Annotated in this window: 27 protein-coding genes, 1 tRNA gene and 1 pseudogene; 17 read left to right on the plus strand and 12 right to left on the minus strand. The window is 63.4% G+C overall.

Annotated elements, in window-relative coordinates; translation table 11 throughout:
• Positions 1–4: 4 nt before the first annotated feature.
• On the minus strand, positions 5–1264 hold the full coding sequence (locus tag LJD17_RS01830; RefSeq protein ID WP_227382275.1) for a flavin monoamine oxidase family protein: 1260 nt from the start codon (positions 1262–1264) through the stop codon (positions 5–7).
• Between the two features lie 116 nt (positions 1265–1380).
• Between LJD17_RS01830 and LJD17_RS01835 the strand changes: the two genes are divergently transcribed.
• Positions 1381–2112, plus strand: coding sequence for a sulfate transporter family protein (locus tag LJD17_RS01835; RefSeq protein WP_227382277.1), 732 nt, complete (start codon positions 1381–1383; stop codon positions 2110–2112).
• Here LJD17_RS01835 and LJD17_RS01840 read toward each other — a convergent pair.
• A complete protein-coding gene (locus LJD17_RS01840) occupies positions 2044–3144 on the minus strand; it encodes a complex I NDUFA9 subunit family protein (protein ID WP_227382279.1) in 1101 nt (366 codons plus the stop codon). The genes LJD17_RS01835 and LJD17_RS01840 overlap by 69 nt on opposite strands.
• 211 nt (positions 3145–3355) lie before the next feature.
• Between LJD17_RS01840 and LJD17_RS01845 the strand changes: the two genes are divergently transcribed.
• Both LJD17_RS01845 and LJD17_RS01850 read left to right on the plus strand, forming a co-directional pair.
• Positions 3356–3440, plus strand: a tRNA-Leu gene (locus tag LJD17_RS01845).
• An 86-nt stretch (positions 3441–3526) separates the two neighbouring features.
• Positions 3527–4474, plus strand: coding sequence for a DUF6538 domain-containing protein (locus tag LJD17_RS01850; protein ID WP_227382281.1), 948 nt, complete (start codon positions 3527–3529; stop codon positions 4472–4474).
• On the opposite strand, the gene LJD17_RS01855 is transcribed toward LJD17_RS01850, so the two are convergent.
• Positions 4417–5559 (minus strand): zinc-dependent alcohol dehydrogenase, encoded by a 1143-nt coding sequence (locus LJD17_RS01855; protein WP_227382283.1) that lies wholly within the window; start codon positions 5557–5559, stop codon positions 4417–4419. The two genes, LJD17_RS01850 and LJD17_RS01855, sit on opposite strands and share 58 nt — an antisense overlap.
• Positions 5560–5573: 14 nt before the next feature.
• Entirely contained in the window at positions 5574–6176 is a 603-nt protein-coding gene (locus LJD17_RS01860; RefSeq protein ID WP_227382285.1) for an SRPBCC family protein, read from the minus strand.
• Positions 6177–6809: 633 nt separating this feature from the next.
• Between LJD17_RS01860 and LJD17_RS01865 the strand changes: the two genes are divergently transcribed.
• From LJD17_RS01865 to LJD17_RS01900, 8 genes are all read left to right on the plus strand, one after another.
• Complete coding sequence (locus tag LJD17_RS01865) at positions 6810–9092, plus strand: PAS domain S-box protein (protein ID WP_227382287.1); 2283 nt, start codon at positions 6810–6812, stop codon at positions 9090–9092.
• A 241-nt stretch (positions 9093–9333) separates the two neighbouring features.
• On the plus strand, positions 9334–10488 hold the full coding sequence (locus LJD17_RS01870; RefSeq protein ID WP_227382289.1) for a glutathione-independent formaldehyde dehydrogenase: 1155 nt from the start codon (positions 9334–9336) through the stop codon (positions 10486–10488).
• Between the two features lie 75 nt (positions 10489–10563).
• Positions 10564–10890, plus strand: coding sequence for an FmdB family zinc ribbon protein (locus tag LJD17_RS01875; RefSeq protein WP_227382896.1), 327 nt, complete (start codon positions 10564–10566; stop codon positions 10888–10890).
• Between the two features lie 26 nt (positions 10891–10916).
• Positions 10917–11150 (plus strand): LuxR C-terminal-related transcriptional regulator, encoded by a 234-nt coding sequence (locus LJD17_RS01880; RefSeq protein WP_227382291.1) that lies wholly within the window; start codon positions 10917–10919, stop codon positions 11148–11150.
• A 201-nt stretch (positions 11151–11351) separates the two neighbouring features.
• Positions 11352–12527, plus strand: a complete 1176-nt coding sequence (locus tag LJD17_RS01885; protein ID WP_227382293.1) for a zinc-dependent alcohol dehydrogenase — start codon at positions 11352–11354, stop codon at positions 12525–12527.
• 18 nt (positions 12528–12545) lie between these two features.
• The gene (locus LJD17_RS01890; RefSeq protein WP_227382294.1) at positions 12546–13145 is read left to right on the plus strand and encodes a hypothetical protein; all 600 of its coding nucleotides are present in this window, start codon (positions 12546–12548) and stop codon (positions 13143–13145) included.
• A 91-nt stretch (positions 13146–13236) separates the two neighbouring features.
• On the plus strand, positions 13237–14397 hold the full coding sequence (locus tag LJD17_RS01895) for an SMP-30/gluconolactonase/LRE family protein (RefSeq protein WP_227382296.1): 1161 nt from the start codon (positions 13237–13239) through the stop codon (positions 14395–14397).
• Positions 14398–14427: 30 nt separating this feature from the next.
• Positions 14428–15579: a potassium channel family protein gene (locus LJD17_RS01900; protein WP_227382298.1), complete on the plus strand. Its 1152-nt coding sequence runs from the start codon at positions 14428–14430 to the stop codon at positions 15577–15579.
• Positions 15580–15798: 219 nt separating this feature from the next.
• On the opposite strand, the pseudogene LJD17_RS24315 reads toward LJD17_RS01900, so the two are convergent.
• Both LJD17_RS24315 and LJD17_RS01910 read right to left on the minus strand, forming a co-directional pair.
• A pseudogene (locus LJD17_RS24315) lies at positions 15799–16602 on the minus strand (SDR family oxidoreductase).
• Positions 16602–16928 carry a nuclear transport factor 2 family protein gene (locus LJD17_RS01910; RefSeq protein ID WP_227382300.1) on the minus strand — a complete coding sequence of 109 codons (327 nt, stop codon included), beginning with the start codon at positions 16926–16928 and terminating at the stop codon, positions 16602–16604. Before LJD17_RS01910 ends, LJD17_RS24315 begins: the two are co-directional and overlap by 1 nt.
• A 137-nt stretch (positions 16929–17065) precedes the next feature.
• Between LJD17_RS01910 and LJD17_RS01915 the strand changes: the two genes are divergently transcribed.
• From LJD17_RS01915 to LJD17_RS01930, 4 genes are all read left to right on the plus strand, one after another.
• Complete coding sequence (locus LJD17_RS01915; protein WP_227382897.1) at positions 17066–17425, plus strand: winged helix-turn-helix transcriptional regulator; 360 nt, start codon at positions 17066–17068, stop codon at positions 17423–17425.
• A gap of 321 nt (positions 17426–17746) precedes the next feature.
• Entirely contained in the window at positions 17747–17956 is a 210-nt protein-coding gene (locus tag LJD17_RS01920) for a cold-shock protein (RefSeq protein WP_227382301.1), read from the plus strand.
• 138 nt (positions 17957–18094) lie between these two features.
• Positions 18095–18451 carry a DUF6481 family protein gene (locus LJD17_RS01925; protein ID WP_227382302.1) on the plus strand — a complete coding sequence of 119 codons (357 nt, stop codon included), beginning with the start codon at positions 18095–18097 and terminating at the stop codon, positions 18449–18451.
• Positions 18452–18649: 198 nt separating this feature from the next.
• Complete coding sequence (locus LJD17_RS01930; protein WP_227382303.1) at positions 18650–18889, plus strand: BrnA antitoxin family protein; 240 nt, start codon at positions 18650–18652, stop codon at positions 18887–18889.
• A 231-nt stretch (positions 18890–19120) separates the two neighbouring features.
• Here LJD17_RS01930 and LJD17_RS01935 read toward each other — a convergent pair whose 3' ends face one another.
• The 5 genes from LJD17_RS01935 to LJD17_RS01955 all read right to left on the minus strand — a co-directional run bounded on the left by LJD17_RS01935 (position 19121) and on the right by LJD17_RS01955 (position 22353).
• Positions 19121–19318 carry a hypothetical protein gene (locus tag LJD17_RS01935; RefSeq protein ID WP_227382304.1) on the minus strand — a complete coding sequence of 66 codons (198 nt, stop codon included), beginning with the start codon at positions 19316–19318 and terminating at the stop codon, positions 19121–19123.
• A 57-nt stretch (positions 19319–19375) separates the two neighbouring features.
• Positions 19376–20071: an RNA polymerase sigma factor gene (locus tag LJD17_RS01940; protein ID WP_227382305.1), complete on the minus strand. Its 696-nt coding sequence runs from the start codon at positions 20069–20071 to the stop codon at positions 19376–19378.
• A 68-nt stretch (positions 20072–20139) separates the two neighbouring features.
• Positions 20140–20565 carry a plastocyanin/azurin family copper-binding protein gene (locus tag LJD17_RS01945; protein WP_227382306.1) on the minus strand — a complete coding sequence of 142 codons (426 nt, stop codon included), beginning with the start codon at positions 20563–20565 and terminating at the stop codon, positions 20140–20142.
• A gap of 97 nt (positions 20566–20662) precedes the next feature.
• Complete coding sequence (locus tag LJD17_RS01950) at positions 20663–21082, minus strand: DUF5602 domain-containing protein (RefSeq protein ID WP_227382307.1); 420 nt, start codon at positions 21080–21082, stop codon at positions 20663–20665.
• An 83-nt stretch (positions 21083–21165) separates the two neighbouring features.
• Positions 21166–22353: an MFS transporter gene (locus LJD17_RS01955; RefSeq protein ID WP_227382308.1), complete on the minus strand. Its 1188-nt coding sequence runs from the start codon at positions 22351–22353 to the stop codon at positions 21166–21168.
• A gap of 192 nt (positions 22354–22545) precedes the next feature.
• Here LJD17_RS01955 and LJD17_RS01960 point away from each other — a divergent pair, with 192 nt between their 5' ends.
• Together LJD17_RS01960 and LJD17_RS01965 are read left to right on the plus strand one after the other, a co-directional pair.
• Complete coding sequence (locus LJD17_RS01960) at positions 22546–23466, plus strand: LysR family transcriptional regulator (RefSeq protein ID WP_264478222.1); 921 nt, start codon at positions 22546–22548, stop codon at positions 23464–23466.
• Positions 23467–23593: 127 nt separating this feature from the next.
• Positions 23594–24646 carry an NAD(P)-dependent alcohol dehydrogenase gene (locus LJD17_RS01965; RefSeq protein WP_227382310.1) on the plus strand — a complete coding sequence of 351 codons (1053 nt, stop codon included), beginning with the start codon at positions 23594–23596 and terminating at the stop codon, positions 24644–24646.
• 169 nt (positions 24647–24815) lie between these two features.
• Here the strand turns inward: LJD17_RS01965 and rpsU are convergent, their stop codons facing one another.
• The gene (gene rpsU / locus LJD17_RS01970; RefSeq protein WP_227382312.1) at positions 24816–25112 is read right to left on the minus strand and encodes a 30S ribosomal protein S21; all 297 of its coding nucleotides are present in this window, start codon (positions 25110–25112) and stop codon (positions 24816–24818) included.
• Between the last annotated feature and the right edge of the window lie 55 nt (positions 25113–25167).

A 25167-nucleotide genomic window follows, 5' to 3' on the forward strand; every position in this document is an offset into this window, starting at 1 on the left:
GCCCTCAGGCAAAGCGGGAGGCAATCTCCTTCGCGGCCCGGTCTCCTTCTTCCCACGCGCCGCCGACCGTTCCCCATTGGGCCCGGGACAGGGCTTCGCCGGCAAACCAGATCCGCCCATCGACCGGCTCCTTGAGCCGGTCCCGGATCGACACGAGTCCCGGCGGCACCACGGCCCACGATGCACGCGACCACGGATCGTGCCGCCAAGCGGTGCTGCGGCAGACGCTCAGGCGGCTTAAGGCGCGATGCCCGAAATGCGCCGCCAGAACCGCCCGCGCATACCGGCCCGGCGCGTCGGGATCGCGGTTGTCGAACCGGGAGGCGGTCGGCAGGTCGAGCTCGAAGAGGTGAAAGGGAGTGTCGTCGACCCGGGTCAGAAGGCCGGGCGGCTCTTCCCGTTCGCCGAGGAGGCCCGCCAGCCGGTCCGGACCGCGAAAGGGAGCATCGGGCCAATGCAGGACCACATGCTCGTACACGCCCTGCGTAAAGCCATGGATCGCCTCCCGCACGGGGACAGGCAGGTCCGGGGTGAAGCGCACATCCTCCCGCTGCAGCACGAGCATCGGCACGGTCAGGATCACGGCCCTGGCGCGCAGGACCCCCGCCTCCGTGTCGAGCCGTACGCCTTGTCCCGACCAATCGACCGCACGGACGGGAGTGCGCAGCCGGATCGGCAAATCGGCTCCGAGCCGTGACACATAGGCACCGAGGCCGCCATGGATGAAAAAATTGTCCCCATAGGCCATGTCCGGAACATCGTGCAGACTCACCTCGTCGAAGGGTCTTCCCGAGACGAGACCTTCCGTTGCAACGACGCGGCGCCCGAAAGGCCCCATGGGTGGAAGCACGCTTGCCGCGGGCCGATCCGGCCCCTTCATGGCGCGCGCGATGGCCGCGTCCGAGAGGGCGAAGGCGCGGCTCGAGGAGTCCCGCTCCGCTCGCGTCGCCGCTCGCCCATGGATGATGAGATGACGCTCCCCCGGCGCCTGGCGCAGGCGCTCGCCCCTCGCACGCCCGAGACGCACGAGCGGATTGATTGGTCCGTTATGCAGCCAATGGGCTCCAAGATCGACAGGATGTCCCCGGAGCGGCACCGTGTAGGCCCGTCCGCCGATCCGGCCGCGGGCCTCCAGGACCGCAACGCTCAACCCCGCCCCGATCAGCCGCCGCGCGGCTCCGATGCCCGCGGCGCCGGCCCCCACAACCGCCACATCGACCTCTGCGGCGGGTTCACTGACATTGCTGGCACGCCCTGACGGCATCGTTTCCTCCACCCCTCGTCTTGCGAAGGGTCCGTTCATAAGTAAAGTCCGCCCCGCCTTTCAGGAGAGTTCATGACCGATCCGCTTGCTGTTCTGCCGCCCCGGACGACCGTCTCATGCTGACGTCTTCGGTTCTTGCCGCCGCCCGCGACGTGTTCTCGCCGCCGCTGCGGCGCATTCTGTGGAAATCCCTGGCGCTGACGGTCCTGCTCCTGGCCCTCGTCTGGGCCGGCCTGACATCCCTGATCGGCCTGGTGCTTCAGGACCATCCCCTGAGCACCGATTATCCGATCATCGACGGCATCGCGTCGTTTCTCGCGGGGGCGGGAATCTTCATCGGGCTGGCCTACCTGCTGCCACCGGTATCCGCGATCGTCGCAGGTTATTTTCTCGACGATGTGGCCGAGGTGGTGGAGTCCCGATCCTATCCGGCCGATCGACCGGGCCAGGCCCTTCCCCTGGGAAAGGCTCTCCTTTACGGCCTTCGCTTCGCCGGCCTCTCGCTCCTTGTGAACCTGATCGCCCTGCTGCTGTTTTTCATCCCGGGGCCGAACATCATCGTGTTCTTCGCCGTCAACGCCTATCTGCTCGGGCGCGAATATTTCGAACTCGCGGCCGGACGCTTCTGGCCGCCGGAGGACGTCGCCCGTATCCGGGTGTCGCACCGGATGACGGTGCTGGCGGGCGGCGCCGTTCTCGCCGCCCTTGTTCTGGTGCCGGTGGTGAACCTTCTCATCCCGATCTTCGGGGCTGCGATGATGGTTCACCTGCACAAGCGCTTAATGGTTCGGCGTCTCGCCGCGGGACACGGGGCCGAGCGTCTGGACGCCGGGAGCCGGCCCTTCTGATTCGGCGCGCAGGAGATCCGGCGCGGGGGCCGGCACCGTGTTGCGCTGGAGGTCGAACTGGCCGGTCTTGCGGAAGCGCACGAGATAGGACGGCACGATCGCCTCGAAGGAGGCCGGAAGAATTCCGATATCCTCGAGCGTACGGCCTTCACGCCGGGCCGCCTCGGAGACCACGTTGTCGGTTTCGAGCAGGATGGCCTGATCGCGGGTCATCGCGAAAGCTTCCGGCAACAGGCCGAGGGAGACCCAGTCGAGGAAGCCGAGGACCGTTCCCTGCGCCCGGGCCACGGGCGCGGGCAGGGGCAGGATGAGGCTCTTGCGCTCGGTGACATCCAGCACGTACTGGACGAGCTCCCGGAACGTGCGGGTTTCCGGTCCGGCGCATTCATAGATCTTGCCGCCTTCGACCTTGCCGTCCACCGCGCGGGCGATGGCTTCCGCAACGTCCGCCGCATAAACCGGCTGCATGCGGGTATCGGCTCCGGCCAGGGGCAGCACGGGGAGCATGCGGGCGAGTCCTGCGAAACGGGTGAAGAATCCGTCGCCGGGGCCGAACATCAGCGATGGCCGGAAGATCACCGCATGGGGCCGTGCCTGGAGCAGGGCCGCCTCCCCGGCGGCCTTGGAGCGCGCATAGGCCGATTCGGAGTTCGCATCGGCCCCGAGAGCCGACACATGAACGATGTTGGCGTTGGCCGGCGCGAGCTCGGCGATCAGCCTTGGGCCTTCTGTCTGGATCAGGTCGAAGCGCTGGCGGCTGTCTTCCTTGAGGATTCCCACCAGGTTGATGACGTGATCCGCCCCCGCCAGCGCATGGGCGACCGAGTCGCGATGCCGCAGGTTGGCCTGGACGGCATGGATCTGACCGACCATGCCCTGAGGCAGGAAATTCGCCCGATTCGGCTGGCGGGTTGCGATCCTGATGCGATAGCCGCGCTTGGCCAGCGCGCTGACCACGTAACGGCCGAGAAATCCGGAGCCGCCGAAAATCGTCACGAGCTGCTGCGCAGGCGTACGAAGCGGGCCGATCATGGAAAGCCTCCTGTCCTCATGGACGTGGAAGAGGGCCTGCCGGCTCTTGCACGAGCTGGGCCGACGGACCGCGGAATGGAACCTGGCAACGTCTCTAGTCAAACCCCGGACCCCTGTGAAGAGGCGCGGAGCACCCGAATGCAAAAAGGATGCCTTTGGGCGATTGACGCGCCGCCCGCATGGCCTTAAACGAGGCTCGCCGTTAAGGCATGCCCAGGTGGCGGAATTGGTAGACGCACTGCTTTCAGGTAGCAGCGGGTAACACCGTGGAGGTTCGAGTCCTCTCCTGGGCACCAAACCACTCTTAAGTGGTTGATCCGCAAACGAATCCAGGTAAATCAAGGCTGGGAGACTGCCCGAGTGGTACAAACGGGTGGTACAAATGGCCCTTTCGATGTCGCGTCCCTGGAAGCATCCCAAGACCGGAATCTACTGGCTTCGCAGAGGCGTCCCTGACGACCTCCGAGCCATCATCGGCAAGCGGGAAATCAAACTCAGTCTCAAGACCAAAGATCCTGAGAAGGCGAAGCAGGAGCACCTCAAAGCTCTGACCGAGCTGGAGGAGCAGTGGAAGAACCTGCGCGCCGGCTCCAAATCCCTTTCCGAGCGGGAGGCTCATGAGCTGGCCTGGGCGGTTCACGATACTTGGCTGACTGCCTACCGGGACAATCCGAGCCAGCAGACCTCTTGCAACACCGACATCGGCGGCGACCTCTGGAAGCCCTCATCCTTTGACCTCGGTACGCCCCTCGAAGTGCGCCTGATGGGCGACCCAGCACGGGGCGCGCACCGCGCCCATGAGTTTCTGTGCCGGGAAGAAGCCAGCGCCCTTGCTCAAGCACGAGGCCTGATCCTGGATGAGCAGAGCCAGGAGCGTTTGGCGAAGGCCATCGGTGCGGCCATCCAGAGGCCCTGCCTCACGCTCGCGCAGTTCGCCAAGGGCGACTACGGGCAGGGCGCTTTCGTTCCTGCATCGAATGTGCCGATCATCATTCCCTCGGCATCGCCTCGTGGCGCCCATAAGCTCGTCAGCTTCGATGACCTCGTGAAAGGCCGGTCCGCCGAAAAGCGCCCTGCCGAAAAGACCGTCTATGAATGGAAGCGGGTGCTCAAGGAGTTGAAGGCGTTCCTCAAGCATAACGATGCTACCCGGATCACCGCGCAGGATCTGGTGATCTGGAAGAACACCCTCATCGCGGCGAACCTTCGACCCAAGACGATCCGGGACGCGAAGCTCGCACCCGTGCGATTGCTATGGGGATCGCTTCGGTTTCAGGGAATGAACACGGAGCGGACGCAACCGTCTTCCTTGTGCTTGAACATGGCGTAGCCATGCGGTGCATCTTCGAGCGAGAAACGATGCGTCGCCAGGAACGACGGGTTCAGCTCTCCCTTCTGAGCATGGTCGAGCAGGCGGTCCATGTAGGCTTGCCCATGCTGCTGAGCCGTGCGCACCGTCAGGCCCTTGTTCATGATGGCTCCGATTGGAAACTTGTCCATCACGCCGTAGACGCCCAGGATCGAAAGTGTTCCCCCCTTGCGACAGGCCAGGATTGCCTCGCTTAGCGCCTGGCCGCGATCCGTGTGCATGTACATGAGCTGCTTGGCACGATCGTAGGCGTATTGCAGACCGGTGCCGTGCGCCTCCATGCCGACGGCGTCGATGCAGGCGTCAGGGCCCCGGCCGCCTGTCATTTCCTTGAGCATCTCCAGGACACTGTCGACCTCCTCGTAGTTGATGGTTTCGGAGCCGACATGCTCGCGCGCCATCTGCAACCGCTCAGGCAAGCGGTCGATGCCAATCACCCGCTCGGCCCCCATCAGGAAGGCGCTCTTCTGGGCCATCAGGCCGACGCCGCCGGGCTGAATGTTGCAGAAATCCGCCCCCATGTAGCCGGTCGGAGCGGCATCGGAGAGAAACAGCACCTGCTCGTCCGGCAGACCATCCGGCACCTTGAAGCAATCGTTGTCGGCAAACGGCACACGCACATATTGGGCGTGCGCTCCGGCATAGCCGCCGAACGCGTGGGTATAGCCGTAGATGCCGGCGGTCGGATAGCCGAAGATGGGCTCCTGCAGCTCGGGCTTGGGATGGGTGTTGTCGCACAGCGAATAAAGTTTGTTCTTGCAGTACCAGCACTGGCCGCAGGTGATGAAGGACGGCACCACCACCCGATCCCCCTTCTTGACCTTCTTCACCTCAGGTCCGACGTCCTCGACCACGCCCATGAACTCGTGACCGATCACGTCACCGGCCTTCATGGTCGGGATGTAGCCGTCGATGAAGTGCAGGTCCGAGCCGCAGGTGGTCGACATGGTGACCCGCAGGATGCAGTCACGCGGATTGACGATCTCGGGATCCTTGACGGTCTCGACACGCAGGTCGTTGACGCCGTTCCAGATGAGCGCACGCATGAGAAGCCTCCTCGTCAGCGAGGGTCGGGCCGAGCCGCCGGCTGGCGCTCGGTGGTCGGGATCTCGCCGGTCTGGACGAGGGCCTTGAAGTAGTGCAGCGACTTGCTCGCAAGCGCGGCCGGTACCGTATTGCCCAGCATCTGGGTGGCGATCCGGCCGAGCATGCCACCGGGCGGATCGAGGCTGGCCCGCAGGACCACCACCGTGCCGCGGTTGCCGGCAGCAGGGCGGAAGCGCACGGACGCTTCCCGGATCAGAGCGCGCTCGCCTTGTGCCTCCCAGCGCATGAACTCGCCCGGCTGGTCATCGGCCAAGCGCATGTCCCAAGAGCCAAGATCGGGTCCGGCGCTCCAGCGTGTCTGCCCGTCACCCGTGGGCTGGACATCGGCAAAGGGCGCCATGATCCGCCGCAAGGTTTCCGGATCGCGCCAGCGGCGGTAAAGTTCGTCCGCGGGCACGTCCTCAATCGTGATCGAGCGCTCGACCTCCGGCTCGTGCTCGGCGGCCGACCGTCGGTTCGGACCTGTCCTGGTCCGGCTCCCGGCACCGCGCATTTGGGCGTCGATCAGACCGATGGCGGCCACACCGGCAGCGGCCGCGAGGGCAAGGCCGACCATGCCAAGGCCAGATCGGTGCCCGCGAGCATCCTGTCGCCCCTGCCGTTGACCCGGCCGGGACTGCGCGGCTCCCGTTGCTCGAGGACGCGCCGGACCATCGTTGCGGAACCGTCGGGGCCGTCCATCGTGTTGGTCCGCCATGGCACAACTCAGGGGCGTTGAGGGACTTCAGCGGCGCCCCGCCTGATGAGATCGGATTGCTGATGCAAACGATCGGCGTTCCGCGCGCCTCGTGGAGGTTAACGGTTGCAGGAGCCCATACGCATAGCGGTCGATTCCTGAGGGAAGGTACGTGGCTGCCACCGGTCCTGGTTCGGACGGATCGGCGCGCCCCTCCGCCGGATGGCCTTCCCATCGTGGCTGCCCGCTGATCGCTCCATCGCGGCAGTCCAGCAGGCGGGAGCCCTGGGGCATCGTCCGGGCTCAAGCAGCAGACTGTCCGGGCGCCAGGAGACTCGGATCCCGGAGACTCGGATCAATGCCGTCAACGGCGGCTGCGGGTTCCCGGGACGTAATTGTGCAGGCAGGGCTGGTCGGGAGGGCACGTAGCCGTAGTTCCTTTTGGCAAGCCGCCCTCACAACCGTAAAGATGTGTCGGGAGGCTGCTCATGATGGGTTTCCAAGGAGAATGAAATGAGCACGGCGGAAGCCTTTCCCGACGGCGGCATCATGGGTGAACGCATGCGGACCCACGACTGGGCTGCCACGCCCCTCGGGCCAGCCGACACTTGGCCGCAGTCGCTCCGCACCGCCTTAAGCATCATGCTGAGCTCCGCCTTTCCCACCTACCTGGCCTGGGGGCCGGAACTGACGAGCTTTTACAACGATGCCTACATTCCGATCATGGGTGACAAGCCGAACAGTCTCGGGCGGCCGTTCCCTGAGGTCTGGCCGGAGGTGTGGGACACCATCGGCACGATCACCGAGCGGGCCATGCACGGCGAAGCCAGCTACTTCGAGGATCTGCCGCTGACGCTCATGCGCAAAGGTTACCCTGAGCAGACCTGGTTCTCCTTCTCGTACAGCCCCATCCGTGAGGAAACCGGGGCAGTCGGCGGGGTGCTGTGCACTGTCCACGAGACCACCGAGCGCGTCCGGGTCGAGGCAGCCCTGCGCGAAAGCGAGAACAAGCTTGCGGCCATTCTGGAGCAATTGCCGGTTGGTGTGGGCCTCGTCGACCCGGAGGGAAACATCGTCCTGAGCAACCAGGTCCTCCAGCAGTACGCTCTTGAAAAAATCCCGTCCAGAGATCCCATGCAAGGCGAGCACTGGCGGAGCTACACCCCTGAGGGCCAGCGTCTCAGCCCCTCCGACTATCCGAGCGCGCGGGCGCTGCGGGGTGAAACGGTTGTTCCAGGTGTCGACTTCCTCGTCACACTCCCCAATGGCCAGGAGATCTGGACGCGGGTGAGCGCTGCGCCCTTCCGCAAGACCGCTCAGGAGGGTCTGGGCGCAGTCTTCGTGGTGCAGGTCGTGGAGCGGGAGAAGCGGATAGAGCAGGCGTTGCGCGAAAGCCAGGTGCGGCTCCAGGCTGCCATCGACCTCGTCGGTCTATCGCCATACACCTGGAATCCGGTGACGGGCGCTCTGGACTGGGACGCTCGGCTCAAGGCGATGTGGGGGCTGCCCCCCGATGCTCGGGTTGACGAGGAGGTGTTTCTGTCCGGCATGCATCCCGAGGATCGCCCGCGCGTCGAGGCCGCGATCGCCCAGTGCAGCGATCCTGCGGGTCCTGGGACCTACGCCATTGAATACCGCGTCATCGGCATTGGGGATGGGGTCGAGCGCTGGGTCTCCACCCAGGGCCAGACCACTTTCGAGCATGGCCGTCCCGTTGCGTTCATTGGGGCCGCCTTGGACATCACGGAACGCAAGCGAGCCGAAGCCGCTCTGCGTGAGAGCGAGGAGCGCTTCCGGCAGTTCGCCGAGAACTCCAGCAGCACCCTTTGGATCCTGAACTTCGAGACGATGAACCTCGAATACCTGAGCCCCGCTTTCGAACCCGTTTGGGGCGAGCCGCGGGAGGGAGTGCTCGGCGATCCCAGCCGTTGGAACCGCTTCCTCTATCCGGAGGATCGAGAACGCGCGCGAGGCGCGCTCGAACGCGTCAGACTGGGCGAAATCAGCACCGAGGAGTTTCGCATCATCCGGCAGGATGGAGTCGTGCGTTGGATCCGCAACACCTTTTTCCCCATTCGCGACGCCCAGGGCCAGATCCGTCGAGCCGGCGGCATTGCCCAGGACATCACCCGACAGGATGGGCGTTTCGTCTATGTGGTCGATGGCGAAGAGGCCATCCACCGAGGTCTCTCCCGTTTCCTTCGCGATGCCGGTTACAGGGTCAGAGTCTTTTCGTCCGGCAAATCCTTCCTGGAGGCGGCCCCGGCTCTCGCGGCCGGGTGCATCGTTCTCGACATTTGCCGGGATGGTGCTGGTGGTCTGGTCATTCCGAGGGAGCTCAAGGCCCGGCGCATCGGCCTGCCGGTCGTTGTTCTGGGGGACGCCAAAGGCGACGTGTCCTTCGGGGTGCAGGTGATGAAAGCTGGAGCCGTGGACTTCCTGCCGGTCCCCTATACTCCGGATGAGCTGCTGGCCGCAGTGGCGTCGGCCCTGGCCAGCACCCATGAAGAGGATGAGCACAACCAGGAGGCCGAGCGGGGACGGCGTGGGATTGCCGAAATGTCGGAACGGGAGCGCGAGGTCCTGGCGGGCTTGTTGGCCGGCAAGACCAACAAGGAAATCGGACGGGACATCGGACTCAGCCCCCGGACGGTCGAGACCCATCGGGCCCACGTCATGCAGCGGCTTGGCGTGCAGACCCTGTCACAAGCCGTGCTGGTCGCGACCTCCGCGGGATTCCAGTCGCCCAGCCCCGGGCCGAATGTGCCTCAAGGGGTAGACACCTCCGAAACATGACCGCCTGGCAGGAACCTCCCGTTCAAGTTGCTGTTCTGGCTAGAGGTCGGCTGAGCGGGAGATCCGCGCTGTAGTAATCTGCATCAAAGCAGAGCGGGATGCCCCTCAGGGATCATCCGCAGCACTTCCCCTCGGCGCGGACGTTCATGAGCCACGAGCCCTGACGACCATCCCCGCGACGCCATCGGCAAGGTGACGAGTTGCGCCTATCGGGCATGCGGCTTCCGGTTGGGAGAATACGATGAGAGCAGTTGTCTATAACGGGCCGCGCGATGTTGCGGTACAGGACGTGCCCGACGCGCGCATCGAGCGGCCGACCGATGTTCTGGTACGGATCATGAGCACCAACATCTGTGGCTCCGACCTGCACATGTATGAGGGCCGGACCGACTTCCCGCGCGGCGGCGTGTTCGGGCATGAGAACCTCGGTCAGGTGGCAGAAGTGGGCGACGCGGTCGATCGGGTGAAGGTTGGGGACTGGGTCGCCATCCCCTTCAACATCGGCTGCGGGTTCTGCAAGAACTGCGAGCGCGGCTTGAGCGCGTTCTGCCTGACCACGGCGGATCGAAGCGTCGTGCCGAACATGGCCGGCGCCGCCTACGGCTTCGCCGATATGGGACCGTATCGGGGCGGCCAAGCCGACCTTCTTCGCGTCCCCTACGGCGACTACAATTGCCTGAAGCTGCCACCGGACGCGGAGGAACGACAAAACGACTATGTGATGCTGGCCGACATCTTCCCAACCGGTTGGCACGTCACCGAACTTGCAGGATTGCGTCCCGGCGAGTCGGTCGTCATTTACGGGGCCGGGCCGGTCGGCCTCATGGCTGCCCACTCCGCGATGATCAAGGGCGCCTGCATGGTCATGGTCGTCGACCGCCATCCCGACCGCCTGCGCCTCGCAGGCTCGATCGGGGCCTTGCCCATCGACGACTCCAAGGGGTCGCCGGTGGACCAAGTCCTTGCTTTGACGAACGGCATCGGCGCCGACCGCGGCTGCGAATGCGTCGGCTACCAGGCTCACGACCCGGAGGGCCACGAGCATCCCAACATGATCATGAACGACTTGGTAAAGTCAGTGAAATTCACCGGCGGCATCGGCGTGGTCGGCGTCTATGTGCCCCAGGATCCGGCTCCCCAGGAGCCACTCTACAAGCAGGGCGAGATCGTTTTCGATTACGGTCTCTTCTGGTTCAAGGGTCAGACGATCGGCACCGGCCAGTGCAACGTGAAGGCGTATAACCGGCAGCTGCGGGACTTGATTTCGACTGGCCGCGCGAAGCCGTCCTTCATCGTCTCGCATGAGCTGCCGCTGGGCGAGGCACCGAACGCCTACCAGCACTTTGACGCGCGTGACGATGGCTGGACCAAGGTGGTTCTCAAGCCCGCCGCGTGACAGGACGGGACGGGCAGGAGTCACGTGCTCGGCCTGTGGACCATCTCGCCGAACGAGCTCGAACGTGAGGACGCCATGCCGATCTACGACTACGAGTGCCAAGGGTGCGGGCCGTTCACGGCGATGCAGCCCATGGCGCGGTTCCAGGACGCATGCGTGTGCCCGAAATGCGGGGCTGAAGCATCACGAGCATTTCTCAGCGCACCAGCCATCGCCCGCATCAACCGGGGTGGTCGCATTGCCCACGAAACAACCCGGCAGAGCGCGACTTACCCGCGGCCTTCTTCGACGGCGCATCCAGCCGGCTGTGGCTGTTGCGTGCGCCGATTGCCGCTGCCGAGCGCCCTGTCCGCGAGCGGACGGGTCTTCACGTCGCACAGGCCAATTCGGTGTAGCGGGTAGTGGCGGCAGCAGCGTAAGCAGGCCTGTTGGCCGACAAGACCAACAAGGACATCGGACTCAGCCCCCGGACGGTCGAGACCCATCGGGCCCACGTCATGCAGCGGCTTGGCGTGCAGATCCTGCCACAAGCCGTGCTGGTCGCGACCTCCGCGGGATTCCCGTCGCCCAGCCCGGGGCCGAAGGTGCCTCAGGGGCAGACACCTCCGAAACCTGACCCCCCCTTGGCAGGAATGTCCTGCTCAAGTTGCCATTCTGGCTAGAGGTCGGCTGAGCGGGAGATCCCTGCTGGATCAAAGCAGAGCGGAATGTCCCTCAGGGATCATCCGCAGCACTTCCCCTCGGCGCAGACGTTCATGAGCCACGAGCCCTGACGACCATCCCCGCAGAGATCTGCCCGCGCCGCAACGAGTTCCGGACGCGGAAGCCTCTGCATCTTCGTTGGACAAGAGGAGGAGAAAGGCATGCGAGCCCTCGTTTGGCACGGCAAGGAAGATATCCGCTGCGACACCGTCACTGACCCTGAGATCGAGCAGCCACGCGACGCCATCGTCAAGGTGACAAGCTGCGCCATCTGCGGCTCGGACCTGCATCTGTTCCACAACTTTATTCCAGCCATGCTGCCCGGCGACGTCATGGGGCACGAGATGATGGGAGAGGTCGTCGAGGTCGGGTCCGAAGCGAGGGGCAAGCTCAAGAAGGGCGACCGCGTCGTTGTCCCGTTCACGATCATCTGCGGCGAGTGCGATCAGTGCAAGCGCGGCAACTTCTCTGTGTGTCAGACCACCAACCGCAAGAAGTATCTTGCTGACAAGGTCTTCGGCCACGCGACCGCAGGCCTGTTCGGCTACACGCATCTGACCGGCGGCTATCCTGGCGGTCAGGCCGAATATCTCCGTGTTCCCTTTGCCGATGCGACGCACATCAAGGTGCCGGATGGGATCCCGGACGAGCAGGTTCTCTTCCTCGGTGACATCTTCCCAACCGGCTGGCAGGCCGCTGTCCAATGCGACATCCAACCGACGGACACGGTGGCGATCTGGGGCTGCGGTCCCGTCGGCCAGATGGCGATCCGCAGCGCCATTCTGCTTGGTGCCAAGCAGGTGGTCGCCATCGATCACCTGCCGGAGCGCCTGGAAATGGCGGAAGCCGGTGGCGCCATCACGATCAACTTCGATGAAGAGAGCGTGGTCGAGCGTTTGAACGAGCTCACCGGCGGCGAGGGCCCGGAGAAGTGCATCGACGCCATCGGGATGGAAGCCCATGTCTCGCCCTCCATGCCGGATACGGTCTATGACCGCACCAAGCAGATGCTGGGAGCCGAAAGCGACCGGCCGCACGTCCTTCGTGAGATGATCTACGTCTGTCGCCCGGCCGGGGTGATTTCGATCCCCGGTGTCTATGGCGGGTTGGTCGACAAGATCCCGATGGGTCAGCTGATGAACAAGGGGCTGACCATCCGGACGGGCCAGACGCACGTCAACCGTTGGACCGATGATCTTCTGCGTCGCATCGAGGAGGGGCAGATCGACCCATCGTTTGTCATCACCCACACCGTGAGCCTCGATGAGGGGCCCGAGATGTACAAGGTGTTCCGCGACAAGCAGGACAGCTGCATCAAGGTGGTTTTGAAGCCGTAACGACCGGGGAGAGAAGACATGGCCTATTACATCTCGAACATCGCCCGGTCCAAGGGCGACCCGAAGGTCCTCCGCTCCGGCCCCAGCTCGCTGGGGGGCGCGGATCGCATGGCCAAAGCGTTGGGTTGGTTCAGCATCGGCCTGGGCATAGCGGAGCTGGTCGCGCCAGAGCGCTTCACCCGGGCGCTTGGCATGGAAGGCAAGGAGGCCCTTGTGCGGACCTACGGCATCCGCGAACTCGGGCACGGCATCGTCTCGCTCTCGCCGGACAAGCACATCGGATTGTGGAGCCGGGTGGCCGGAGACGGGCTCGACATCGCCACCCTGATGACGGCCATGCGGCATGACAATCCGAAGCGCGATAATGTCAAGTTTGCTCTTGCGGCGGTGCTGGGGGTGACGCTGCTCGACATCATTGGCGCGCAGGGGGTCACGGCCCGCCACAGCCGCCCCCGTGGCCGGCCACGCTCCTACCGAGATCGGACAGGCTTCCCGCAGGGTGTCCAGGCAGCGCGGGGCGCCGCCAAGGACTTCCAGGTGCCGCCGGACATGCGAGCCGCGCCAACCCTGGCGGCGGTGTCCGATAGGGCTCCGCAGGAGAGGGCACGGCCTCACTGACCTAGCGACGATACGGCTGCACGCGAGCGGCGTTCACGCTGCGAGCGGCAGCCGTATCCCACACGATCATTGCCCCGCGATGGAGGTGACCATGCTCAGGCTCGCACCAGTGACTCTCCTCTTCGGAACGCTCCTTGCCACCACATCCATGGCGCAGCAGAGTGCGGCACCCTCTCAGGGTCCGGCGCAACTGCAGCAGGTCGCCAGCTTTGAGCATCAGGTCACCGGAGTGACCGTTTCGAAGGATGGGCGCATCTTCGTCAACTTCCCGCGGTGGACGGAGGATGCACCGATCTCGGTGGCCGAAGTGACGCGCGACGGCCAGATCAAACCCTACCCGGATGACGAGTGGAATTCCTGGCGCAATGCCAAGAAGAACCAGATGTCAGCCGGGGATCACTTCGTGTGCGTCCAGAGCGTCGTGGCCGATGCGCACGGCAATCTCTGGGTCGTCGATCCGGCCGCGCCCGCCACAGCCCCTGTTGTGCAGGGTGGGCCCAAGCTCGTCAGAGTCGACCTGAAGGCCAACAAAGTGGCGCAGGTGATCCGCTTCGACGAGACGGTCGCGCCTCAAGGCAGCTACCTGAACGATGTGCGTTTTTCGCCGGATGGGCGGCACGCCTACCTGACCGATGCCGGGGCCAAGGGTGCTCTCGTCGTTGTGGATCTACAGAACGGCAAGGCTCGACGCGTCCTTGACGGCCACCCGAGCACGCAGCCGGAAAAGGATGTGGTAGTGAAGACCGATGGGCAGGAGTTGCGCCGGCCCGACGGGCGCGGGGTCGAATTTGCCGCCGACAGCATCGCGCTCTCTCCCGATGGGCGCACCCTCTCCTGGAAAGCCCTGACCGGCCGGACGCTCTATCGCATTCCGACGGATGCCTTGGAGAACTCACGTCTGTCTGAGAAAGACCTCGAAGCTCGGGTGGAGCGTGTCGCCGAAACCGAGCCGACGGACGGGCTTTGGATCGATGGGCGCGGGCGGCTCTATCTGAGCGCGATTGAGCAGGATGCCGTGAAGGTCCGCGATGGGGATCGCATCACCACCCTCGTCCAGGACAAGCGGCTGCGCTGGCCCGATACCTTCTCGCAGGGACCCGACGGGACGATCTACGTCACAAGCTCCCGCATCCAGGACATGAGCTGGTTCAAGCCCGAGAACGGCCCGCGCCTCGAGACGCAGCTGTGGCGCATCGAGCCTGCGCAGAGCGGAGAGGCAACCGGCTCGACCGGGCAGCCCCAGCGACCCTGACGGAGCAGTCGGGATAACAGGAGGCCTGCCATGATGGGGCGTTTGGAGCAGGGCCTTGGGATACTGCTGATCCTGATCATCTTGCTCGATATCTTTCTGACCGTGCTCTACGCCCGGATCGGCACCAGCATCATCGGCTCCAGGGTCGGGCGGCTGGTCTGGGCCTCCTCCGTCAAAGCCTCGATGGTTTTCGGCTCCAGACAGGGAGCCGTTCTGTCCTTCTGCGGCCCGGTCATCCTCGTGCTGCTGGTTGGGGTCTGGGCTCTCGGGCTGACGCTCGGGGCGGCGTTGATCATGCATCCGGAACTCGGCACGTCCATCCGGGCCAGCAACGGCGAGACGCCCACCGACTTCGTCACCGCGATGTATGCCGGTGGTACCAGCATGGCCATCGTCGGCGCGAGCGACTTCACCCCGCATACGAGCCCGATGCGGCTGCTCTTCCTGTTCAACTCGCTGATCGGCATGTCGGTGATGTCGCTGACGCTCACCTATCTGATGCAGGTCTATACCGCGCTCCAGCGGCGCAACGTGCTGGCCATGAACATCCATTTCCTCTCAGGGTGCACGGGCGATGCCGCCGAACTGCTGGCACGTCTCGGACCTCAGGGGCAGTTCAGTGGCGGTTACACGAACCTGTCGGAACTCGCCGTTGAGATGACCCAAACCAAGGAGGCGCACCACTTCTACCCGGTGCTGTTCTATTTCCGCTTCAGCGACCCACACCACTCGGTGTCCCGTTCCACGCTGGTCGCCTTGGACACGGTGAGCCTGATCAAGAGCGCCCTGGATGAGCAGAAGGACGGCTGGCTGAAGGAGGCAGGAGCCGTCGCGCAGCTGTGGGAAGCATCGATGATGCTGCTCATCACGCTGGAGAACACCTTCCTTCCCCATGGCGCGCCGGACCGGCAGGCCCAACCGGATCAGCAGACCCGAGACCGCTGGCGGGCACGCTACCGCGCCGCGCTGTTCCGGCTTCAGCAGGCAGGGATCGAGACCACGGCTGACGGGCCGGCGGGTGCCGAAGCCTACATCTCCTGCCGAATGCAGTGGGACCACCACATCGCGAACCTGGCCCCCTCGATGGCTTACAATATGGAGGAGATCGATGCTGCAATGAGCCGTTTAAGATCGAATGACAGCCCAAACGATCCCAAGCTACGCCTATATGTGGCCGAATAGCGGGAGCTGATCCGATGGAGGCGGGAATACAGTTCAGCGAGACGGCTTGCGCGATTCTCGCGTTCTTTCGTGAAAACCACCGAAAACCTGGCGCCGCGGACGTTGATCTCACGTTTGGTATATTCGTGCGGTGAGGGGATTGGCGCTACCCTGTGGCGGCGCCCGCCACGCGCCAGCGCTCATCTCCCGGCCATCTTCCCCTTGTTTGGAATGCCGGGATCAGACGACAGGGACTGTTCCGCCATCGATTGTGTACTCGGCACCATGGATCGATGCCGCCCGATCGGAGAGAAGAAAGGCTGCCAATTCTGCAACCTCTTCCCGGCCGGCCGGGTCGACCGATAGGGATTCCCCCGAGTGATTGCATCAGCCCTTCGCGAGCATCGTTCTCGTCTGTGCCATGCTGCTTGGCCAGTCGCTGAATCAGCGCCGTCGCAGCTCTCGTTTCGATAAAGCCAGGGGAAATCGTGTTCACGCAGATGCCTTTCGGTCCAACCTCTTTCGATAAGCCCTTGCTGTAGGTCGTCAGGGCAGCTTTCGCAGCAGCATAGGCCAAAGTTGCCTCATGCAACGGAAGGCGCCGCTGGATCGAGGAAACATGAATGATGACGCCGTACCCTGCCGGATCATACCAGGCAGCAGCGCACGGTCGAAGCGCACCGCAGGGTACAGATTCCGTTCAAGCTCCGCCTGCCAGTCATGATCGGTCAGCCCAGCAAAGCCTCCACCTGGCGCATTCGAGCCGCCGACGACATTCACGAGTAGGTCGACGCCGCCCATCTGCTCGTCGATCTTGGCAACAACCGCATCAACGCCGCCGGCCGTGGTGATGTCGGCCTGAACGAACAGATCGGCGGGCGATCCCTCTTGCATGGGCGAGCGGGCCGTTGTGGCGACCGTTGCACCGCTCGCCACAGGCCGGCGGACGATGGCCTCGCCCATGCCTTTCGTGCCCCCTGTCACTAGAGCACGCTTGCCGGCGAATTCTCGGGGATCAATGGAGAATGAGGATGCGGCGATCATCATGCGATCTCCAGCCGCGCAATCCTGGACCCCGAAAGAGTAAACGCATAGCGCAGCATTGCAGGAGAACCGGGAAAGTCGCCAGAGACCAGCCCTGAGACGATCAGGCGGCCGTCGATCGTATCGATTTGTTTGACCTCAACGGTGACACGGTACTTGCTTGTTGTGTGCTCCATCCAGGAGCGGATAGCGGTCGTGCCATGATGCTCCTGGCGCTCGTCCTTGACGACTGCATCTTCGGCAAAGGGTGCCAGCATGCCCTCGATGTCGTGCTGGTTCTTAGCCTCGTAATAGGCGGCCAGCGAGGAAGGCAGTTGTCTGCTCATAATCTGTTCTCCAAGAGGGGCCAGACGTCTGAAATGTGTCTGGCTCCGTAGCGACAAACGGAACTTGGCGGTACGCTAACCGAAGGACAAGAACGCACGAAAAAGTAAGGTACTCACCCATGAGTAAGGAAGAAGCACTGACCCCCAGTTCCGCCGCCGACCGGGTTGAACAGGCGCTCAAGTTCCTCGAAGGCCGTTGGAAGCTGGTGATCCTGTTCCGGCTGTTTGGCGGCAAGGTGCTGCGTTTCTCGGACCTGGAGAGGGCTATTCCGGCCATTTCGCAGAAGATGCTCATCCAGCAACTCCGCCAGATGGAGGCGGACGGCATCGTTCGCCGGATCGTTCATCATCAGGTGCCGCCGAAGGTGGAATATTGCCTCACCGATTGGGGACAGGCTTTATGCCCGGCGCTCGATGCCCTGCTGCAATGGGCATCCGCTCGGGTGCTTGTCGGTGAAACGGATGCTAAAGCGCCGTCGGTCCATCCTCAGGCTTGATTCCACCGAACGCGAAATGCCGGCTCTGTGGAGAAGCGCATTCGCTTACGCGAAGCTTTAACAGGCCAGATCGAGCACCTGCTCGAGACGTCTCAGATTATCCTTCTCCTTTGAACCCAATGGATGGCCCTTGTTATTGTTCACAAGAAGACCTATATCGGTCTTATCGAATTTTGGCCGGACAATCGGGTCGTTTCGCTTTTGGTACTGCCAGGCGCACGTTCGGACTTTCTTACCATTACATCGACGAACCGAGACAAGGCCACGCTTTGGCGTGCCTTTGCTCACGTGCATCTGCATCAATCGCGAAAGGTTATCCCAATGGTTATGGGCACTGTAAAATTCTATAACGACATGAAGGGCTTTGGCTTCATTCAACCAGACGACGGCAGCAAGGATGTGTTCGTCCATGCCACCGCTCTCGAGCGCGCCGGCATGCGCAATCTGGTCGAGGGTCAGAAGGTTTCCTTCGACACCGCCGAAGATCGCCGCTCCGGCAAGATCGCTGTCAACAACATCCAGACGGCGTAACCATCAATGGGTGCCTAAATTAGGCCCCAGATATGAAGCCGCTCCCAGGTGGAGCGGCTTTTTCTTTGGTGACTTGCCTTGCCGATGCTCAAACTCAAGCAAGCGGTTCAAGAGTAGGTCAAATTACGATCTGAGAGGATGAATGGAATGAAGAATAAAGATTTTGGCGACCGTCTCAGTGCCGCTAAGAGTGCAAAGCAGGCCATGACAGCCAAGTTCCTTCAGAGGCCTGGATACGACGATCCGGCTGTTGCCGATCGGCGGGCAGCCAGAGCCGCTGTGAGTGCTGCACGCGATGCTCGCCTGGCTGAACGCGAGGCGGCGCGCCGCGCCGAGAACGAGCGCCTTACAGCTGAACGCGAGTTTCTTGCGATAGAACAAGAGGCGCAGGCAAAGCACGCAGCCGCTGAAAAGCAAGAGAGCCAAGCTAGGCTTGAAATTGAACGCAAGGCAGCCCGCGATGCCCGGTATGCAGCCCGCAAGGCGCGGAAGTAGGCGATCTCGTTAGGCTTCATTTCAGGTCAACCGGCCCAGCAAGGAAGCCTCTGACTCTTCTGAGACTGACTATTCAGCCTTGGATGAGAATGTCAGGGTTCGAGGGCAGCTGCATCGTCATGACCCTGCCGCGCCCTCACTGACATCGTCGCCGCGTATTGGGCTTATGCCACCTCAAAAAAGTCATCGAGAGCATTGATGTTCAAGCCACCTAACAGAACACGAACGACCAACGATCCGCGGCAAGCCGCTGAAGCGGCCTTCAAGAAGGCAACTACCAAAATTGCAGAGCCGGTGCCTAAGAAACCCATCGTTCCTGGTGCGAAAGAGATGGTGACCTTGCGCATCGATCGGGACATCCTCGATCATTTTCAGGAAGCCGGCCCAGGTTGGCAGGACAGAATCAACGAGGCTTTGAGAAAAGCTGTCGGGCAATAATCTTGCCCAACAGAACAGGTACATATCGCGTGGGGACAAAGCGGAGCTTGTTTCCCGTGACGCATATCTGACAGGTTAGAGCCGCAAGCTTCGGTGATTTTTGTAGTCGTCTGTTGCCCTAAGGTTCAGCCACGAACTCTGTGAAAGCCTCAAGGCTGGCATAGGGCAGCGTGAATTTCTCGCCCCGGAATAGCATCGGCACGTCCTGGCCGCCGGCAAAGCCGGAGGTCATCATAGAGCGAACCGTGAAGCTCTCGCCTGCTTCGACATGCCCCAGGGCTCATCAAGATGATCGATCACGCCGAGTTCACTCAATTTGGCTTCCATAGTCTGCGTTCTGGCATGCGAAGGCATCTGGCGCAGGGCACTCGCGATATCGTCACGCATCGTGGCATAGGCTGGATTGCGCACCTTGTAGCGAAGCTCCACATGCAGCATCGCCTTCGATAAGGCATCCGCCGGTTCACGGACGCCGTTATTCTCTCGCTATTCCGGCAGGTCCAGCCGTTCCAGCACCGTTTCCGTGATCCGAGCGCAGCGTGCACCGCCGAACGGAAAGACATCCGCCAGCGTGGACGACAGGGTTTTGTCGAGAGATTGTCTCAAAAGCCGCCGGGCGCGATGAAGTCTGGTCTTTACGGTTTCAGGACGCAGGCCCAGGTGAGAGGCCGTTTCCTCGATGCTCAACTCCTCGATATCCCGGAGCACGAACACCATGCGGAACGGATCGGGCAGCTGATCCACGGCCCGTTCGAGCAAACGTCGCACCTCGGCCCTGGCGGCGGCGGCTTCCGGATCGCCGTCCTGGCGGCTCGATGACAGGAAGATCACCCGCGTCTCCCCTTGATCGCTGATGGAATCGATGGCCGCGAGATCAACCGACGGCCGTCGCTGCCGCAGCCGGCCCAGCGCCTCGTTCAAGGTGATGCGCGTCAGCCAAGTCGAGAGTCTCGCCTCGCCTCGAAACTGATCGAGATGGGCAAAGGCGCGCGCATACGCCTCCTGAACGACATCTTCCGCCTCGCTGTCGTCTCGCAGAACGCTGCGCGCAACGCGATAGAGCTGGCGGTTGTGTCTTTGCATGATCTGACGGAAGGCGGCCCGCTCTCGCCCGCGGGCAAGCTCGACCAGGGCCTTGTCATCGAGATCTTCCACTCGCACCGCAACCGCTTGGGACTGCATGGTCAAGCTCCTGTGCCTGGCGATGAGATGGACGAAAACCATAAAGGTTCCCGGGGCCTTTCGCATCCTCAGGAATTACGCCGCACGACGCCTTGGCGCATGATCTCATCGACGGATGGAAACGCGTGGAGCGCCGCATCCGAGATGGGCTCTGCGCCCCGCGCAGCGGCTGCGGCCTGGCGATGATCCTCCGGCTGGCCGACAATGATGCGGCCAACCATCCCGGCATGCTCGTGGGGGATGCAGAAGAAGTCGTAGGTTCCCTCCACCGTCAGCGTGACCGAGAAGCTCTCGTTCGGCAGCAGATAATCCGAATTCCATGGCTGTGCGCTTTCGGGAATGCGCAAGGGATGCCCGAGATTCGTCGGATGATAGGCCGTTGCCGTGTGCGAGTTTCCAGGATCGAGGTTGAGCCAGCGCACGGTCCGGCCGGGCGCGATGCGAAGACCGATGGGGTTGAACCAGACATGAGAGCCATCGGCATTGCCCTGCATCCGGATCTCCACCGGCTCATCGGCCAGAGGAAACCGAGGCCATGCAAGACCGGCGAGGAGTCCCCGCCGATCCGCAAGACCTGTCTGCGCGACGCGATCACTTTCCGGCCACCCGTGTCTCGTCGGCTTTCGAAACATGCCAGAGAACGATATGCGCGTGGGGCTTCTCGACGCCGGGATGGCCCGCATTGAAATAGACATCCACATGGTCGACCTTGCCGCCCGGCGCGGCGAGATCGTCGAAACGCTTGTCCTTGTCGGACAGATCCTCGATGGGAAGCATGTAGACCGTGCTGACGAGGCGGCCATCCCGGTCATAGGCCAGGAAAGGACCCGCCGGCAGTGTCGCGGGATCGACATAGAGCTGTCCCAGCCCTGGCAGGAAATCAGGCAGCTTGACCAGGGTGCTGACCTTTTTATAGGCGCCCGCCGGCGGGGCCTTCTCGACCTGGTCCGCCGCCAGGGCCGGGAAGCTGAAGGCGACGGCAAGAGCAAGCGTCGCGAAAGCGGTCCTCATGGCATCCTCCGTTGATGCGCCGGGCCTGCTTTCGGCCCGCACATGCCCATTGGATGGGAGGCGCCGCGAAAGGTTCCCGGATTTCAGCGCTTCGCCAGGAGCGCCAGGTATGACAGGAGGCCCGCGGCAACCAGCAGGACTGCACTGGCGCCGAAGGTGCTCTGGTATCCGCTCCCGTCGAACAGGATGCCACCCACGGTCGCGCCCAAGGTGATCGCCAGTTGGATGGCCGCGACCATCAGCCCGCCGCCGGCCTCGGCATCCTCCGGCAGGACCCGCGTGAGCCATGTATTCCACGCCACAGGTGCCGGGGTGCCGATCAGGCCCCACATTCCGAGCAGGAAGGCGGTTCCGGCAAGCCCGTTTCCAAAGACGATCAAACCGACCGCAATGGCCGCCATGCTCAGCGGAATGGCAATCATGGCGCCATAGACGTTCGACCTCAGGAAGGATCCGATGAGGAACGTTCCCAGGAGGCCGGTCACGCCCAGGAGCAGCAGGACGAGCGACAAGGTCGCGACATCGACGCCGGTAACGTTTTCGAGGAACGGCCGCAGATAGGTGAACAGCGCGAACTGCCCCATGAAGAACAGCGTCACCGCCGCCATGCCGTAGGCGACCACCGGCCGGCGGAGCAACCTGAAGACGTTGCCCGAGCCCCTCCGCCCTCCGGAAGGCATGGACGGAAAGCTCATGAGCAGCCAGGCCAGAGCAATCGCCGCCAGAGGCACCACGCAGAAGAAGGCGCCGCGCCATCCCACATACCCGCCGACAAAGCTTCCCAGCGGCGCGGCAACGGTTGCGGCCAGGGCGGTTCCGCCCTGCAGGATCGCCAGCGCGCGTGGCACACGATCCTCAGGCACGAGGCGCATCACCGCCGCCGTCGACATGGACCAGAACCCGCCGATGGCCATGCCGAGAACCGCTCGCCCCGCCATGAGAGCCGCGTAATTCGGCGCGAGGGCGACGACTGAACCCGAGACGATCATCAGAAGGGTCAGGGCCGCCAGGACGGTCCGCCGGTCACGGCCCGTCGTCAGGCCCGAGACGAACAGGCTCGTGAGCACGGCAAAAACGCCCGAGATCGAGATGGCCTGCCCGGCTTGGCCTTCCGTCAGGTGGAGATCGGAAGCGATCGGCGTCAGAAGGCTGACGGGCATGAACTCGGAAGCGACGAGCACCATGCAGCACAACGCCATCGCGAAAACCGCGCCCCAGGCCGGAGAACGGTCGTATGCCAGATCACGTGAAGAAGCGGTTCCTGCTGTCATCAAAAGCCCCACGAATGCGATCGGGTGCCTCGGAGAGCACCCGGATTTGTGTAAAAGGAGAAAGGTCGCGCCCACGGAATCCCGCGTCGGGGGTCGACATGTCATGGCGCGACGGGCCAGAACCTAATCCATCCCACTCGGATCGATTAGATGCTAAGACATGGATGAACTTATGAGCGGGGCTCATGAATCATGCGTGAGAACATCAGCGACCTGATCGCTTTCCTCATGGTCGCCAGGGAGCGCAGTTTCACACGGGCCGCGGCGCAGCTCGGCGTCTCCCAATCGGCTCTGAGCCACACCGTGCGCGGCCTCGAGGAGCGGCTCGGCGTGCGGCTCCTGACCCGCACCACCCGCAGCGTGGCGCCGACGCAGGCGGGAGAGCGCCTGCTTCGGACGGCGGGCCCGCGGCTGGACGAAATCGAGGCTGAACTCGAGGGATTGAGCGAGTTCCGCGAGAAGCCGGCCGGCACGATCCGGATCACCGCCGGCGACCATGTCACCGAGACGGTCCTCTGGCCGAAGCTGGCGAGGTTCCTGCCCGACTTTCCCGACATCAAGGTTGAGATCGCCCTCGATCAGGCCCTGACGAACATCGTCGAGCAGCGGTTCGACGCGGGGGTACGGCTCGGCGAGCAGGTCGCCAAGGACATGATCGCCGTGCGGATTAGCTCCGACGTTCGGTTTGCCGTCGTCGGAGCGCCATCCTACTTCGCGAACCGACCGTTCCCCACGACGCCCCAGGATCTCGTCGGCCATTCCTGCATCAACCTGCGCCTTCAAACCTTAGGCGGGCTTTATGCTTGGGAATTCGAGCGTGACGGACGCGAGATGGCCGTGCGCGTGGATGGCCAGCTCGTATTCAACGGCATCTTCCAGGTCCTGAACGCGGCGCTTGACGGGTTTGGGCTCGCCCATGTGCCGCAGGACATCGCGCAGTCCCACATTGCCGCCGGGCGTCTCATCCGTGTGCTCGAGGATTGGTGCCCGCCGTGGTCCGGGTATCATCTTTACTATCCGAGCCGCCGGCAATCTTCGGCTGCTTTCAAGCTGATCGTCGAGGCTCTGCGCCACCAGGATCGAGGGGTCCCGGGGCCTCAGGCCAATTCATGAATCCTGCTCATAGGGTCATATCATAATCAGGCTCTAGTGCTATGCAGCGCGGCCGCTATCTCAGAACCAACGATCACGCTACCTTCCCAGCATCCTCCTGTCCCACCCTCAGATAAGGATCTTCCGCATGGCCATCAAAGCCTACGGCGCCTATGCCGGCGACAAGCCGCTGGAGCCCATCGATATCGCGCGGCGCCAGCCCGGCCCCAACGATGTTCAAATCGACATTGCGTATTGCGGCGTCTGCCATTCCGACCTTCACCAGGTTCGTTCGGAATGGGGCGGCACCATCTATCCTTGCGTACCGGGCCACGAGATCGTCGGCCATGTGACGGCAGTCGGCAGCGAGGTCACCAAATTCAAGGTTGGCGATACGGTCGGCGTCGGCTGCATGGTGGACAGCTGCCAGCGGTGCATCTCCTGCGATGATGGAGAGGAGCAGTATTGCGAGCACGGCTTTACCGGCACCTATAACTCCCCGACACCGGATGCCCCGGGCCATACCCTCGGCGGGTACTCGCAGCGGATCGTCGTCAAGGACAGGTTCGTTCTGAAGATCAACCACCCGCAGGAGCAGCTCGCCGCGGTCGCGCCGCTGCTGTGCGCCGGCATCACGACCTATTCACCGCTGCGCCACTGGAAAGCGGGCCCGGGCAAGAAGGTCGGGATCGTGGGAATCGGCGGCCTCGGCCACATGGGCATCAAGCTCGCTCATGCCATGGGAGCACACACCGTCGCCTTCACCACATCCGACTCCAAGCGCAAGGATGCCCGGGCACTGGGCGCCGACGAGGTGATCGTGTCGCGAAATGCCGAGGAGATGGAGGCGCACGCGGGCAGCTTCGATTTCATCCTCAACACGGTCGCGGCCAGCCACGATCTCGACGCCTATACCCGTCTGCTGAAGCGGGATGGAACGATGACTCTTGTGGGCGTTCCGGAGAATCCGCATCCCTCGCCCGATATCTCCACGCTGATCTTCAAGCGTCGGTCCATCGCCGGCTCGTTGATCGGCGGCATTGCCGAAACCCAGGAGATGCTGGATTTCTGTGCCGAAAGAGGCATCGTGGCGGATATCGAGATGATCCCCGTGCAGAAGATCGACGAAGCCTACGACCGCATGCAGAAGAGCGACGTCCGGTACCGCTTCGTGATCGACAGCGCTTCGCTCGCTGCCTGAAGGCTGCCTGCGCGTCCAGGCTCGTCAATGGAGCCCGGAACTGCAAAAGGCCCAGACGGAACAGAAACTTCGTCTGGGCACGACGATTCTCGGCGCGACGGCCGCGTGTGCGGCCGTCCTTTGGCGCATCAGGCTTCCGGCACCTTTGTGACGCAAGCCTGAGAGGGGGCTATCTCGCCGCTCCAGGGGCCGACGGCGCCGCACCGGGACGCCCGCCTCGCCCCGGACCGCGGGCATCTCTGGCAGGCCGCTTGGGTGCTGCGATCAATCCATCGCGAATGCCCTGCTTGCGTGCGAGCTTACGCGCCCGGCGAACGGCTTCGGCCTTTTCACGGGTCTTGCGCTCCGAGGGCTTTTCATAGGCCTTTCGCGCTTTCATCTCACGGAAGATGCCCTCTCGCTGCATCTTCTTCTTGAGCGCTCTCAGAGCTTGATCGACGTTGTTGTCCCTGACGAAAACCTGCAATGGATGTCCTATCTTTAAGGGTGGGTGTGTGCACTCGCCATCCGTTTTCTTGGGA

This window comes from Microvirga rosea (assembly GCF_020595095.1).
GTDB lineage: Bacteria > Pseudomonadota > Alphaproteobacteria > Rhizobiales > Beijerinckiaceae > Microvirga > Microvirga rosea.